Here is a 13,479-nt window from a genome sequence, read left to right on the forward strand (position 1 = left end):
GTGCCATGTCGGAACCGAAGGATTTGCTGGCTGTGGATGCCGACCACGCCCGACCTCGAGGGGTGGACGACGCAACGGTCGCGGCGCTCGGCGAGTTGAGCAAGGCACTGGAGACGGTGCACCGGGCCCGTGGCCACCTCTACTCCATGCACCAGCTGATCGGCGGCGCGGACGCGACCCTGGACCGGGTCGTCCAGCTGCTGCGCGGAGCCGGTCACCAGGACATGGCGGATCGGGTCGAGACGGAGCTGATTGGTCGCAACGTCCTGCCGGGCCGCTGGACGTTCCAGATCGTCGAGGAGTTCGACGACGGCTACTACGCGACCTTCCAGGCGGTCGAGCGGGCGGCCCGTGACGCGCTGGCGGGCGGCCGCCGGCACATCCACGAGGCGGAGATGAAGCAGGCCCGGCGTACCGTCGGCCGACCGGGACACGAGGCGACCCCGTAGCCGCTCTGCCCGACGAGGGCCCGACCGCCGTCCCGGCGGTTCACAGGTCTCTGCTGTGGATCAGGCTGTGGATTCGGAGTTCGTCGACGACGGCGGGCGGACAGTCGGCGACGATCACGGCGCTGCCGACGACGACCGCCCCGCGAGCTGCGGCGAGCTGCGCCATGGCCCGCAGCTGCGCGCCGCTGGTGACCCAGTCGTCGACCAGCAGGACCCGGTCGCCTGGGCCGAGGTGCCGGTCACGGACACCGAGCCGCAGCGTGCGGCCCCGGTAGTCGGGCGCCGTCGTGGTCCAGGTGGTCGCGTCTGCGATTGTCCGCTGCGGATCCTCCTTGTACGCGGGTACGACGCCGACGCCGAGCGCTGTCGCCACCAGCGGGCCGACAAGCAGCCCGGTGACCTGCGGGGTCATCACTGTGCTCGGCCGGTCCGCGTCGGCCAGGCCGGCGCTGGACAGCTCGGCGAGGGCCGGGCCGATCCCGGCGAGGATTCGGGGGTGTCGCCACCACCCGGACAGGTCGCTCACCAGATGGCTGCTGGTCGGGCCGGGGTCGTGCCAGACGAAGGTGTCGATCAGCAGCCGCCGGAGTGCAGGCGGCTGCGGCACGTCGCCGGTCGCGGTTGGGCGGGACCGGTGTGGGTGAGCGCCTGCGGCGTCGGTCACCGGTCGAGTATGCCGGGAGTCCTCGCTGGTAGATCTGCCGGGCACACTTGAACGGCACGGCCTGCCTGCGGCTGGCGGCATGGCTGGCGGTGATCCTGCTGGTCGGTGTACTCGCGGGCGGAACGGCCATGGCGTTCGAACTGACCGCCGGTACGTCGACGACACCGCCTGCGGCGTTCACGGCCGTGCCGTCCACGGCTGCGGCGTCCACGACCACCCCGTCCACGGCGTCCGGCTCGCCGGGCCCGGACCGCTCGACCGCGTCGACCCGGGCGGCACGTGGGGCCGACCGAGCCGCCCCGACGCCGGAACCGGCCCCGACTCAGAACGGGGACCAGACCGGTGGCCAGGTGGTGGAGAGCGGCACCTGCGGTGCGTCGTACTACGCCAGCGGACAGGTCACCGCGAACGGTGAGGCGTTCGACCCTTCGGGGATGACCGCCGCGCACCGTACCCTGCCGTTCGGCACCGAGGTGCGGGTGGCCAACCCACAGACCGGTGCCTCGACCTGGCCCGTGCCGCTTTCGCGAAGATTGCGACTCTTGACCTGGGTCACCTGCAGGTGCGCTGCGAGATTCTCGGCGACTGACCGCAAGGCTGAGTTGTCACTCAGTGTCGAGCCACTGGTCAGCGGCGTGATGTGCCATTTTCAGGTTTGCCCACAGGTTGAGCAACCGCTCGCCGCCCACCCGGGGGATAGCCAGGGTGCCAAGGTTGTCCAATACTCCGGGTGGCCATTTCCGGATCAGACGACAGGCCAACTCCGTTGGGCCACCGCCACTGATGAGTCATGCTGTTTCGCGTACCCATGCACATCATCCCGATGGGCGGCCGCCGCCCACTCAGCGCTGGTTCCCGCGTCGGCCTCGGCGCGGCCCTCGTGCTGCTCGCGCTCGTCTCCGTGGTGGAGATCGCCGACGGGTCCGGCGTCAACTACGTCGGTCTGGTCGCCGCTGCCCCGTTCCTCGCGGCGGCCTTCGCGACGTGGCGGGTGGTGCTCTCCACCGGGGTGCTGGCCACCCTGGTCGGTGGCATCTTCGCGCTGACCGGTCAGATGCTCTCGCTGGCGACCGCGGTGAACGTGGTCGGTGTCGCGTTGGCCACCGGGCTGGCGGCGGCGGTCGCGGTCATCCGGGAACGGCAGGCACAGCAGATCGCTGAGCTTTCGCGGCTGGCGTCGGTGGCCCAGCAGGCGGTGCTGCGTCCGCTCGGACCGCAGGTCGGCACGCTCGCCGTGGCGGGACGCTACATCTCCGCCACCGCCGCTGCGGACATCGGCGGTGACCTGTACGAGGCGCTCGACACGCCATACGGCGTACGCATGATCATTGGGGACGTACGGGGCAAAGGCCTGGACGCGGTCCGACTGGCCAGCATTGTCCTGGGTTCGTACCGGCACGTCGCCTATGAGCGGGCTGACCTGCGGGCCATCGTGGCGGACCTGGACCGGGCGGTGGCGCGCAGCGTGGGCGACGAGGATTTCGTCACCGCCGCCCTGGTCGAGGAGCGCGGCGGAACGCTGACCATCGTCAACTGCGGACATCCGGCTCCGTTGCTGCTGCGCCGAGGCGAGGTGATCCCGCTGGAACCGCCGGCTCCGGCGCCGCCGCTCGGGTTCATGCCGGTGGTACGTCCCCGGGTCGAACGTCTCGAGCCGGGTGACCGGTTACTGCTGTTCACCGACGGGCTGGGCGAGGCACGTCGGGACGGTGCCTTCTTCCCCACCGCGGACCGGGCCTGGCGGCTGCTGGGTCACGGCACCGTTGGCGACGGCCTGGCATCACTGGAGACGGCGTTGGTCGAGTGGGTGTACGGGCGGCTCGACGACGACATCGCCCTGGTCCTGATGGAGTACTCGGGTTCCGGGGCGGTGCCGGCCCCGTCCGTACCGAGCTGGGAGGTCGGCGCGCCCGGCGGCTGAGTGGCCGTGCCGCCCCGGCGGGACGGAGCACCCGATGACAGCTGGTGTGCCGAGACCTGGGAGAGGTCAGGCCGGCTGGGCGATCGCGAACAGGAAACTGGTGCCGCCGAGGGCCCGGTGCCGGCCGACGTAGCGGCGGTTGGCGATCGGTTCAACCAGTGCGTTTAGCAGGCGGGTGACGGACATCTGTGCCTCCTGATGGCAACTGCGGCGCTTCTTGGGTTTTGCCCAATTTCTGCCTCTTGCACCGGGCAAAACGACCGTATTCCGGACAAGTGACGGCTGGTGGGCCGTGGGCTGCCCCGTTGCTGTCCTCGGTTTGCCAGACAACGTGCTTGTCGTTGGCTACCCGGGAGTAATACAGTGATGGTTACTGACCAGTAACAGCTGTTTGGAAGCGGGGCCGCCACGCGATGACCCACTACAAGAGCAACCTTCGGGACCTCGAGTTCAACCTGTTCGAGGTTTTCGGCGCCGACCGCACCTTCGGCCAGGCGCCCTACGCCGACCTGGACGTCGACACCGCCCGGAGCATCCTCAGCGAGGTCGAGCGGTTGGCCCGTGAGGAGCTTGCGCCCAGCTTCGTGCCGGGCGACCGCAATCCGCCGGTCTTCGATCCGGCCAGCCACTCGGTGACCCTGCCGCCCGAGTTCCGACGTTCGTTCGAGGCCTTCATGTCGGCCGAGTTCTGGCGGCTGGACCTGCCGGAAGAGCTCGGCGGCACCAACGCGCCACGGGCGTTGTGGTGGTCGCTGGCCGACCTGGTGCTCGGTTCCAACGCGCCGGTCTGGATGTACGCCTCCGGGCCGTCCTTCGCGCACACCCTCTACGTCGAGGGCACGCCGGAGCAGAAGGAGTGGGCCAAGCTCTTCGTCGAGCGGCAGTGGGCGTCGACGATGGTGCTGACCGAGCCGGACGCCGGCTCCGACGTGGGTGCCGGGCGCACCCGGGCGATTCCGCAGCCGGACGGTTCGTACCACATCGAAGGCGTCAAGCGCTTCATCACCAGCGGCGAGCACGACCTCAGCGAGAACATCATCCACTACGTGCTGGCCCGTCCGGTCGGTGTCGAGGGCGCCGGGGGTCCGGGTACCAAAGGGCTGTCGCTGTTCGTCGTGCCCAAGTACCACTTCGACGGGGCAACCGGTGAGCTGGGCGAGCGCAACGGCGTCTTCGCCACGAACGTCGAGCACAAGATGGGGCTGAAGGTCTCCACCACCTGCGAGCTCACCTTCGGTGAGCACGGGGTGCCGGCGAAGGGCTGGCTGCTCGGCGACGTGCACGACGGAATCCGGCAGATGTTCCTGATCATCGAGTACGCCCGGATGCTGGTCGGCACGAAGGCGATCGCCACCCTCTCCACCGGCTACCTCAACGCCCTCGAGTACGCCAAGAACCGGGTCCAGGGCGCCGATCTGCTGCAGATGACCGACAAGTCGGCACCGCGGGTGACCATCACCCACCACCCCGACGTCCGTCGGTCGCTGATGCTGCAGAAGTCGTACGCCGAGGGCCTGCGCGCGCTGGTCTGCTACACGGCCAGCTGGCAGGACAAGATCAACGTAGCCCGGGCGGCCGGCGACGAGGAGACCGTGCAGCTCGCCAAGCGGGTCAACGACCTGCTGCTTCCCCTGGTCAAGGGGTGTGGCTCGGAACGGGCGTACGAACTGCTCGGCCACGAGTCGCTGCAGACCTTCGGCGGCTCCGGCTTCCTGCAGGACTACCCACTGGAGCAGTACGTCCGGGATTCCAAGATCGACACCCTGTACGAGGGAACCACCGCGATCCAGAGCCTCGACCTGTTCTTCCGCAAGATCGTACGGGACAACGGCCAGTCGTTGATGGCGATCGCCGGCGAGATCCAGGCCTTCATCGCCGCCGAAGGTGGCAACGGCCAGCTCAAGGAGGAGCGCGCCGCGCTCGGCCGGGCGCTCGGCGAGGTGCAGAACATCCTCGGCGTGATGACCGGCTGGCTCGGCGAGGTGCAGAGCGGCGAGCCGCGCTCGCTGTACAAGGTCGGTCTGAGCAGCCGGCGACTGCTGCTGGCGCTCGGCGACGTGGTGATCGCCTGGTTGCTGCAGCGGCAGGCCGAAGTCGCCCTGACCGCGTTGGGCGGTGACGGGGTATCCGACGCCGACCAGAGCTTCTACCAGGGCAAGGTTGCTGCCGCCCGGTTCTTCGCCAGCGAGGTGCTGCCCCGGATCGGTGCCGACCGTCGGATCATCGCCGGAACCGGACTCGACCTGATGGACCTACCCGAGGACGCGTTCTGAGGAGACAACCAGAGGTTCCGCCGCCGCCGTTTCGAGCCCTCCCCGGCGGGTAGATCAGCAGGCGACCGCACAACTTGTAGCCACCGCACAAGGAGTGCACGCATGGGTATCGGCAGTGGAATCTTCCTCATCGCAATTGGCGCCATCCTGGCGTACGCCGTCCGGGCCGACGTCTGGTGGCTGGACGTGCGGGCCGTGGGCTGGGTGCTGATCCTGGCCGGGTTGGCGATCCTGCTCACCGTGCTCTGGTTCTGGAACGATCGCCGCCGCCGGGCCCGGACGGTCATCGTCGAGGAGAACAAGCTGGCCCATCCGGCGCAGATGGTGCCGCCGCCGGCGGAACCGCCGCAGCCGCCCAACTGACCACGTCGCCAACCTGACCACGTCGCCAAAGCTGACCGCGCCGCCAAACTGATTGGGCTGCGCGGTCAGCTGGTTCCAGCTGCCCGGGCGGTGTACGTGCGGGTCGCAGGTGCCGCCTGCGGTCCGCACGCCGTCCACTCGCCGGTGAACTCGTGAGCGGCGATCCCACAGGTCCGCAGTCCGCTGTCGCTGGCACCGATCGGGTCGAGCAGCGCCGAGGCGTAGGAGACCGTCGGGTTGTGCCCGACGATCAACACCCGGGACACCGAGTCGTCCAACTGCCGCACCAGGTCGAGCAGGTCGACCGCGGTCCCGCCGTACAACCGGGGTTCGAACCGGGCGGGTGCCGGTGGACCCGCCGCCGCCACCTCCTGCCAGGTCTGCCTGGTGCGCCGGGCCGGCGAGCAGAGCACCAGCTGGGGCCAGAGCTGGTGTTCAGCCAGCCACTGCCCGGCGTGTGCCGCGTCCGAGTGTCCGCGCGGGGTGAGCCCGCGTTGCTCGTCTGCCATCTGTTCGGGCTGCTCCGCCTTCGCGTGCCGGAGCAGCACGATGCTGCGTCGGGTCATCAGTGCAGCTTGCCTGATTGAGTTCGCAAGCGCCTGGGTACATCCGTGCCCGCCGCTACCTCACAAGCGGCATCCGGCCGGCACGACGGTGCCGGCAATAGCCAAGGAGGTACGAAGTGGGCATCGGCGGAAGCATCTTCCTCATCGCCCTGGGCGCCATCCTGGCCTTCGCGGTCGAGGCCGAACTGGGCTTTCTCGACCTGACCACGGTCGGCTGGGTGTTGATGGTGGCCGGCGTGTTCGGGCTGGCCCTGACGTTGTGGTTCTGGCAGAGCCGCCGCCGTACGGTGGTGTCCCCGACCGCGCAGGACGAGCCGGCGCCGGCTGCCCCGGTCGAGTCGGACCGGGTCGTGGAGGAGCAGTACCGGGAGGTGCGTCGCCCGGGTGGCCCGGTGCGGCGGTGATCCGGACATCGAGCAGACCGCCACCCCCCGACGGAACAGGATCTCCGACGGCCCCGAGCCGGGTCCCCGGCGGGGTGGTGGCGGGTCAGGCGTAGAGCGCGAAGTAGATCGCGATGTGATGGCACAGCGCGGCGACGAGGGTGCAGGCATGGAAGAACTCGTGGTGGCCGAAGACGGTGGGCCACGGGTTGGGGCGGCGCAGCGCATAGAAGATCGCCCCGACGCTGTATACCGCGCCGCCGACGATCAGCAGGACCAGTGCGGTGACCCCGCCGTGCTGCAGGATGTCGGGTAGTACCACCACCGCGACCCAGCCGAGGGCGATGTAGAGCGGGGCTCCGGCCCAGCGCGGCAGATGCGGCCAGATCAGCTTCATCGCCACCCCGGCCAGCGCACCGACCCACACCACGGTCAGTAGGGTGGCGGCACTGCGTCCGGGCAGCAGGAGCAGGCAGAACGGTGTGTAGGTGCCGGCGATGAAGACGAAGATCATCGAATGGTCCAGGCGGCGCATGATCTGGTACGCCCGTTCCGACCAGACCCGGCGGTGGTAGAGCGCGCTGGTGCCGAACAGTCCGCACACCGTCAGGCTGTAGACGACGCAGCTGACCAGCGCGGTCCAGCCGGGTCGGGTGGCGGCCAGTGCACAGAGCACGATGCCGCTGACCAGGGCCACGAAGAATGCGTACGTGTGCAGCCAGCCGCGCATCCGGGGTTTGCCGATGTCGACCGGCTTGAGGCGAAGGGGCGCTTCGGTGGTCACCAGATAAGGTTACGGCACCGTAGGTTACCCGCTGGTAGTGAGTCGCCTCACGTCCGCCTCCTGCCCAGCTGACGTCCGGCGGCCGACAATGAACCCATGCGGATACTTCCGGTCGGCCGGCACGCGCTACTGCTCGAATGGGCGGCATCGGCTGGCACCGTGCAACCCGGGGACAGCGAACCCGGCCCGGTCGACGCTTGGCGCGCCGAGCTGAGCCGGCGCCGTGAACTCGGCGACCTGCGGGTGGCCGAGATCGTCCCCGGAGCCCGGACCATCCTGCTCGACGGCCTGCCGGACCCCGCGCTGACCGCCAGCCAACTGGCCGGCTGGCAACCGGCGGCGGCCGAGGCCGTCGACGACACCGGATGGCGGATCACAGTACCGGTCCGGTTCGACGGTCCCGACCTGACCGACGTCGCCGGGCAGTGGGGGGTCGCCGTCGCCGACGTCGTGGACCAGCTGACCCGGATCGAGTTCACCGTGGCGTTCTGCGGCTTCGCGCCCGGCTTCGGATACCTGACCGGCCTGCCCAGGCGATGGCGCGTGTCCCGCCGAGCCACGCCACGCCCCGCCGTCCCGGCCGGCTCGGTTGCCCTGGCCGGTGAATATGCCGGCATCTACCCGACTGCGTCGCCCGGCGGCTGGCAGTTGGTCGGGCGTACCGACCTGGTGCTGTTCGACCTGGGGCGGGAGCCGCCCGCGACGTTGACCCCCGGCACCCGGGTCCGGCTGACCGCCACCGGGCCGACCACCGCACCCGGGCCGGTCGCGCCGCAGGCTCCGGCCGGAAACGGGGCGGACCGATGATCGAGGTGATCCGGGCCGGCGCGCTCACCACCGTGCAGGACCGCGGCCGGTACGGCTGGGCGCACCTGGGCGTACCTCGGGCCGGTGCGCTCGACCAGCCGGCGTTGGCGCTGGCCAACCGGCTGGTCGGCAACCCGCCCGACGCCGCCGGTCTGGAGATCACCCTGACCGGCTGCACGCTGCGGTTGCGCACCGGCGGCTGGGTCGCGCTCGCCGGGGCGCCGGCAACGGTCCGGATCGCCGGCCGGTCCGGTGGCTTCCTCACCTCGACGCCGGTACCACCGGACGCCGTGGTCGAGATCGGCCCGACCCGGTACGGCGTCCGCAGCTATCTCGCGGTCGCCGGCGGGATCGCCGTACCGGCGGTGCTCGGTAGCCGGTCCACCGACACGCTCGCCGGCATCGGACCGCCGACCGTACGCGACGGCGATGTGCTGCCGGTCGGCACCGCACCGCCGCCAGCGGCGCTGGGCCGGGCTGCGGCCGACGCGGTGCCCTGGTCCGCGCCGGTCGTTCCGGTCCGGCTCGCCGTCCGGCTCGGGCCACGGGCGGACTGGTTCACCGACGAGGCGGTCCAGCGGCTGCTCACCACCGGGTACGAGGTCAGCCCGTTGAGCAACCGGATCGGTGTCCGACTGACCGGCGCGCCGCTCACCCGGTCCGTCCGCGACGAACTCCCCAGCGAAGGGCTGGTGCTCGGCGCGGTCCAGGTCCCCGCCGACGGCCAGCCACTGGTCTTCCTCGCCGACCATCCGACCACCGGCGGATACCCGGTGGTCGGTGTCGTCGACGACGTCACCCCGCTGGCCCAGGCACGGCCCGGTACTACTGTGCGGTTCCATGGATCTCAACGCGGACCTCGGTGAGGGCTTCGGTATCTGGCGACTCGGCGACGACGAGGTGTTGCTGGACGTGGTGACCTCCGCGAACGTCGCCTGCGGTTTCCACGCCGGCGACCCGGTGACGATGCGCCGGATCTGCGCGGCCGCCGCCGAACGGGCCGTCGCCGTCGGAGCCCAGGTCGGCTACCGCGACCTGGCCGGCTTCGGGCGGCGACGGATCGACTACCGCTTTGACGAGTTGCGCGACGACGTGCTCTACCAGATCGCCGCGCTGGACGGCTTCTGCCGGGTGGCCGGGACCCGGGTCCGCTACGTCAAGCCGCACGGCGCGCTGTACAACACGGCCTGCGTGGACGAGGCGCAGGCCGCCGCCGTCGTCGCCGCGGTGGCCGACTACGACCCCGCGCTGCCGGTCCTCTGCCTGCCCGGCTCGGTCCTCGGGCAGCTCGCCACCGGTGCCGGGCTGCGGGCGGTCGGCGAGGGTTTCGCCGACCGTGGCTACCTGCCCGACGGTCGGCTGGTGCCCCGATCGGACCCGGGCGCGTTGCTCGGCGACCCCGACAAGGTCGTCGGGCAGGCGGTGTCCCTGACCCGGCGGCACAGCGTCACGGCCACCGACGGCAGCACCGTCACCAGCCCGGTCGAGTCGATCTGCCTGCACGGTGACACGCCCGGCGCGGTGGAGCTGGCCGGACGGATTCGCGCCGCACTGCTCGCGGACGGTCAACGCCTCGCCGCCTTCGTCTGACCGACGGTCAGTGTGAGTCGACTCCGCGCAGGATCAGCGGCAACCGACCCGCACCGGCCGGGTCGATCCGTACCGGCACTCCCCAGTCCTGCCTGGTCAGGTGGCAGGCGGCGTGCTCGGCGTCGGCGTCGCATGTCGCCGCCTGGGCGACCACCTGCAGCACGCCAGCGGCCACCGCCGGGTCGATGACCAGCCGCCGGGTCAGCCCGGTGTCGCTGCCTGCCCCGTCGAGCAGCAGCTCCGGTGGATCGGCCGAGACCTCCAGCCGGGTCGCCGGGCCGAAACTGGCATCCAGCTTCTGACCGGGCGCCGGAGTGAACACCACCTCGAGCGACAGTTCACCCGGTGCGATCAGCGTCGGTGGCCGTTCGGCGCGGCGCCGGGCACCGACGACCGTGGCGCCGGCCGCCGACAGGGCACCCGGTGCCAGCCGGGTGAGCCGGTGTGCCGCCGACTCCACCACCCAGACGGTGCCGTCCGTGGTAACCAGCACGTCACTCGGCTCCGCCAGACCGTCGGTCACCGTGGACACCCGGTCGGTGGCGGGGTCGTAGCGGCGGACGGCGCCGTTGTAGGTGTCCGCCACCAGCACTGAACCGTCCGCGAGCGCGCACACGCCGAGCGGATGTTGCAGCAGCGCGTCGGCCGCCGCGCCGTCGACCTGGCCGAAGTCGAACAGGCCCTGCCCGACGACGGTACGCAGCTCGCCGTCGGCGAGCCGGCGCAGCGCACTGGTCTCGCTGTCGGCGATCCACAGCTGGTGGCCGTCGACACTGGTGGCGAGGCCGGACGGCTGGGCCAGCCAGACGTCCGGGATCGGGCCGTCGCGCAGCGACTCCACGGTGGTGCCGGCGTACATGCCGGTGGTGCGGGTCGCCGGGTCGAACCACCAGAGCTGGTGGATGCCGGCCATGGCGACGATCACTTTGCCGTCGTACCAGGCCAGGTCCCAGGGCGAGGAGAGGTCGACGGCGCGGGCGTCGTGCGGGTGGTAGTCCACCGTCGAGCGCCACTGGCGGCCGGAGCCGGCGACCGTGCGTACCTCCCCGGTGGCGTACCGCAGGCCACGCAGCAGATGGTTGACGGTGTCCGCGACCACGATGTCGTACCCGGCCACGGCGGCGACGTCGGCCGGTAGCCGGAGCAGACCTTGCGGTTCGCTGAACGTCGCGGACCGGGCGGATCCGTCGGCACCGCCGCGCTCGCCGGTGCCGATCCGACGACGGACGGTCTCGCCGTCTGGTTCGAGCTCGACCAGCTGATGCCGGGCCGAGTCGGAGACCAGCAGGGCCCCGTCGTCGAGCGCCACCGCCTTGCCGGGGAAGCGCAGGGTGGTGTCGGCCGGCGTCGGCGGCAGGTACGGGCCGTCGCCTCGGCGTAGCGTGCCCTTCGCCTCGTGCGTCCGGATCAGCTGGTCGATCTCCCTGGACAGACCATCGGCGTGTCCCTCGCCGGCCATGGTGGCGACGACGTAGCCCTCCGGGTCGACCAGTACCAGGGTCGGCCAGGCCCGAGCGGCGTACTGCTGCCACATGTCCAGCTCCGGGTCGTCGAGCACCGGGTGGCTCACCCCGTACCGTTCCACGGCGGCCGCCACCGCCGCCGGATCCCGCTCGTGGGCGAACTTCGGCGAGTGAATCCCGATCACCACCAGGACGTCGGCGTACCTCTCCTCCAGCGGCCGCAGTTCGTCCAGTACGTGCAGACAGTTGACGCAGCAGAAGGTCCAGAAGTCCAGCAGGACGATACGTCCACGCAGCTCCCGTAGGCCGATGTCACGGCCATCGGTGTTCAGCCACTGTCGACCGTTGAGCTCGGGCGCCCGGACGCGAGGCGCGGTCACTCGGTGGCTTCCTCGCCAACGTCCGCGCTGCCCTCCGGGTCCGGTTCGGTTGCTGCGGCCTGCAGGCAGAGGACCTGGGCCCGGCCCGAGTCCGCCGGGATCTCGATGTGCGGGGCGGTCGGGTCGTCGCACTGGTCGAGCTGGTCGACCTTGGCGATGATTTGATACGCGCCCGGCTCAGCGCAGTCGGCCGATGCGGCGGTGTTGCCCGACTGTTTCACACAGTCGCCGACGGCCGGGTTGAACGGCTGATCTCCTGGCCGGGTGATGAGCCAGACCAGCGACATCGGGATTCCCACCAGCAGCACGGCGGCGACGAAAACCGCGACGAGGACCCGTCCGTTGCGGACCTGGGGGGCCGGCTCCGCTTCGGCCTCGTCGGCGGCCGGTTCTGCTGCATCCGGCCGGAACGCGTCAAACCGGTTCTGCTCCGGATCGGGCGGCCCCCACTGGCCGGCCGGCGGGGCGCCGTCGGCAGCCGGTGAAGCTCCTGGCTGGCCGGGGCCGGGCGGGTGCTGCCGGTCACCTGTGCCGGGGCGGTTCCAGTGACCCGCCCCGGCGTTGCCGGAGTCGACGAGGTCTCCGTACGGCGGCGCACCGGCTGGTCGGTAGCCCTGCGCCGACTCCGGCGGTGAGCTGGGCTGGATGTGCGCCCCGGCGCTCAGGTGCGGCAGTGCGAGCGCAGCAGCGTCGGGGCCGGCGCCGTCCGGTGCCCCGTCCGGCGTCGGCCGGGCACCGAACGGAGGCGCGACCTGTCCGGGGCGACGTGGTGTCAGCGGAGGCAGCCCGGGGTTGTGCTCCGGCATGGGGACCGGCGAGCCGGGTGGTGCGAACGGAACGCCGTTCTGGCCGGACTGGTGGGGACGCTGGCCGAACTGTTCGGGGTGCTGCTCGGCGGCTGGCTCGGCGTTGTTGACCGGCCGGCCGTAGACGCGGGGTTGGGCCGGTGCCCGACCGGTGGGCAGCGCAGCCGGATCCGTCGGCGGGGCGACCCGGCTGGTGCTGGGCACGGCTGCGGTGGCGGTTACCGCTCGGCTCGTGCCGCCGGTTGCCGCGACCGCTGGGCGGTGCTGCTCGGCTCCGGGACCAGCCTGTACGGGCGGCCCGGCGGTCGGCGCCGGCCGGTCGCCGACCGGCTCCGGGCTGCCGGCTTCGCCGCCAGGTTGCCCGGAACCGGGGAAGCCCGGGTGGGCGTCGGCAAGTGCCGGCTCGGGGTACGGACCACGTTGTTGCGGTACGTGTGGGGCCTGCTGCGGCGGGTGCGGGGCCTGCTGCGGTGGTACGTGTGGGGCCCGCTGCGGATCGGGCGGCATCGGGGCACCGCCGAGCGCGGCGGCCAGCGATGCACCGGGCACCCGTGTCTCCTGGGGCGGCAGTGGCGTCGGGCCGGACGGCGAGAAAGGTAGCGCACCGCTGGGCCGCGGCGACTCCGACGGCGGACCCGGAGCGAATCGCGGTGGTTCCGGTGGCTCGGGTTGCTGCTGCGCTTCCGGTCGGCGGAACGGCTCGGGCTGCTGTTGCGGCTCCGGCTGACGCTGCGGTAGTTCGCCGAACCCTGCGGCGGCCGGCGGCACGGCCGGGGGTGGCGGGGCGGGAGCCGGCGTCGCGGGTCGCTCCGGGTCGGTCCGCCAGGCTTGCTGGGGCGACCAGGGCTCGGCCGCCGGAATGCTAGGCGCCGGAATGCCGGGTGGGGCAGGGTAGGGCGGCGGGGGAAGGGGGGCGGAGCCGGCAAGGTGGGGGGGAGGTCCCGGCCGCTAACCACCACCAGGCAGGGAACAACGATCGAGGGGGGGGTGGGACAACGGGGCGAAGGGGGATGGGGGAGAGACACGGTTG

At 71.4% G+C, this 13,479-nt stretch carries 13 protein-coding genes and 1 pseudogene; 9 read left to right on the plus strand and 5 right to left on the minus strand.

What is annotated here, in order from left to right; all coding sequences use genetic code 11:
- Window positions 1–5: 5 nt before the first annotated feature.
- Entirely contained in the window at window positions 6–449 is a 444-nt protein-coding gene (locus tag ACXAHD_RS00600) for a hypothetical protein (protein WP_281552434.1), read from the plus strand.
- 40 nt (window positions 450–489) lie between these two features.
- Here the strand turns inward: ACXAHD_RS00600 and ACXAHD_RS00605 are convergent, their stop codons facing one another.
- On the minus strand, window positions 490–1,056 hold the full coding sequence (locus ACXAHD_RS00605; RefSeq protein WP_475047577.1) for a phosphoribosyltransferase family protein: 567 nt from the start codon (window positions 1,054–1,056) through the stop codon (window positions 490–492).
- Between the two features lie 185 nt (window positions 1,057–1,241).
- Here ACXAHD_RS00605 and ACXAHD_RS00610 point away from each other — a divergent pair.
- The 4 genes and pseudogenes from ACXAHD_RS00610 to ACXAHD_RS00625 form a co-directional block, all read left to right on the plus strand.
- A pseudogene (locus ACXAHD_RS00610) lies at window positions 1,242–1,550 on the plus strand (septal ring lytic transglycosylase RlpA family protein); the annotation flags it as partial.
- 371 nt (window positions 1,551–1,921) lie between these two features.
- Entirely contained in the window at window positions 1,922–3,034 is a 1,113-nt protein-coding gene (locus ACXAHD_RS00615) for a PP2C family protein-serine/threonine phosphatase (protein WP_289211784.1), read from the plus strand.
- A 413-nt stretch (window positions 3,035–3,447) separates the two neighbouring features.
- Window positions 3,448–5,307: an acyl-CoA dehydrogenase gene (locus ACXAHD_RS00620; RefSeq protein WP_289211785.1), complete on the plus strand. Its 1,860-nt coding sequence runs from the start codon at window positions 3,448–3,450 to the stop codon at window positions 5,305–5,307.
- Window positions 5,308–5,409: 102 nt separating this feature from the next.
- Entirely contained in the window at window positions 5,410–5,670 is a 261-nt protein-coding gene (locus tag ACXAHD_RS00625) for a DUF6458 family protein (protein ID WP_123606537.1), read from the plus strand.
- Window positions 5,671–5,735: 65 nt separating this feature from the next.
- Here the strand turns inward: ACXAHD_RS00625 and ACXAHD_RS00630 are convergent, their stop codons facing one another.
- A complete protein-coding gene (locus tag ACXAHD_RS00630) occupies window positions 5,736–6,236 on the minus strand; it encodes a SixA phosphatase family protein (protein ID WP_289211786.1) in 501 nt (166 codons plus the stop codon).
- 116 nt (window positions 6,237–6,352) lie between these two features.
- Here ACXAHD_RS00630 and ACXAHD_RS00635 point away from each other — a divergent pair, with 116 nt between their 5' ends.
- Window positions 6,353–6,640, plus strand: a complete 288-nt coding sequence (locus tag ACXAHD_RS00635) for a DUF6458 family protein (protein WP_281552438.1) — start codon at window positions 6,353–6,355, stop codon at window positions 6,638–6,640.
- Window positions 6,641–6,725: 85 nt separating this feature from the next.
- On the opposite strand, the gene trhA is transcribed toward ACXAHD_RS00635, so the two are convergent.
- Entirely contained in the window at window positions 6,726–7,403 is a 678-nt protein-coding gene (gene trhA, locus ACXAHD_RS00640; protein WP_278172704.1) for a PAQR family membrane homeostasis protein TrhA, read from the minus strand.
- 96 nt (window positions 7,404–7,499) lie between these two features.
- Between trhA and ACXAHD_RS00645 the strand changes: the two genes are divergently transcribed.
- From ACXAHD_RS00645 to ACXAHD_RS00655, 3 genes are read left to right on the plus strand one after another with little or no spacing between them, the layout of a single operon-like run.
- Entirely contained in the window at window positions 7,500–8,210 is a 711-nt protein-coding gene (locus ACXAHD_RS00645) for a 5-oxoprolinase subunit B family protein (protein ID WP_281552439.1), read from the plus strand.
- Complete coding sequence (locus tag ACXAHD_RS00650) at window positions 8,207–9,076, plus strand: 5-oxoprolinase subunit C family protein (RefSeq protein WP_281552440.1); 870 nt, start codon at window positions 8,207–8,209, stop codon at window positions 9,074–9,076. Before ACXAHD_RS00645 ends, ACXAHD_RS00650 begins: the two co-directional genes overlap by 4 nt.
- The gene (locus tag ACXAHD_RS00655; protein WP_281552441.1) at window positions 9,051–9,800 is read left to right on the plus strand and encodes a LamB/YcsF family protein; all 750 of its coding nucleotides are present in this window, start codon (window positions 9,051–9,053) and stop codon (window positions 9,798–9,800) included. Before ACXAHD_RS00650 ends, ACXAHD_RS00655 begins: the two co-directional genes overlap by 26 nt.
- A gap of 7 nt (window positions 9,801–9,807) precedes the next feature.
- Here the strand turns inward: ACXAHD_RS00655 and ACXAHD_RS00660 are convergent, their stop codons facing one another.
- Window positions 9,808–11,643 carry an NHL domain-containing thioredoxin family protein gene (locus tag ACXAHD_RS00660; RefSeq protein WP_281552442.1) on the minus strand — a complete coding sequence of 612 codons (1,836 nt, stop codon included), beginning with the start codon at window positions 11,641–11,643 and terminating at the stop codon, window positions 9,808–9,810.
- Window positions 11,640–12,998 (minus strand): LppU/SCO3897 family protein, encoded by a 1,359-nt coding sequence (locus ACXAHD_RS00665; RefSeq protein WP_475047568.1) that lies wholly within the window; start codon window positions 12,996–12,998, stop codon window positions 11,640–11,642. The genes ACXAHD_RS00660 and ACXAHD_RS00665 overlap by 4 nt, the downstream gene beginning before the upstream one ends.
- Window positions 12,999–13,479 lie beyond the last annotated feature (481 nt).

This window comes from Micromonospora sp. ABR4_055 (assembly GCF_056160425.1).

Excerpts from the sequence above, each read along its gene's own strand:
- ACXAHD_RS00600 (WP_281552434.1), top strand. The coding sequence starts at position 6 with ATGTCGGAACCGAAGGATTTGCTGGCTGTGGATGCCGACCACGCCCGA.
- ACXAHD_RS00615 (WP_289211784.1), top strand. The coding sequence starts at position 1,922 with ATGCACATCATCCCGATGGGCGGCCGCCGCCCACTCAGCGCTGGTTCC.
- ACXAHD_RS00620 (WP_289211785.1), top strand. The coding sequence starts at position 3,448 with ATGACCCACTACAAGAGCAACCTTCGGGACCTCGAGTTCAACCTGTTC.
- ACXAHD_RS00625 (WP_123606537.1), top strand. The coding sequence starts at position 5,410 with ATGGGTATCGGCAGTGGAATCTTCCTCATCGCAATTGGCGCCATCCTG.
- ACXAHD_RS00630 (WP_289211786.1), bottom strand. The coding sequence starts at position 6,236 with ATGACCCGACGCAGCATCGTGCTGCTCCGGCACGCGAAGGCGGAGCAG.
- ACXAHD_RS00645 (WP_281552439.1), top strand. The coding sequence starts at position 7,500 with ATGCGGATACTTCCGGTCGGCCGGCACGCGCTACTGCTCGAATGGGCG.
- ACXAHD_RS00650 (WP_281552440.1), top strand. The coding sequence starts at position 8,207 with ATGATCGAGGTGATCCGGGCCGGCGCGCTCACCACCGTGCAGGACCGC.
- ACXAHD_RS00655 (WP_281552441.1), top strand. The coding sequence starts at position 9,051 with ATGGATCTCAACGCGGACCTCGGTGAGGGCTTCGGTATCTGGCGACTC.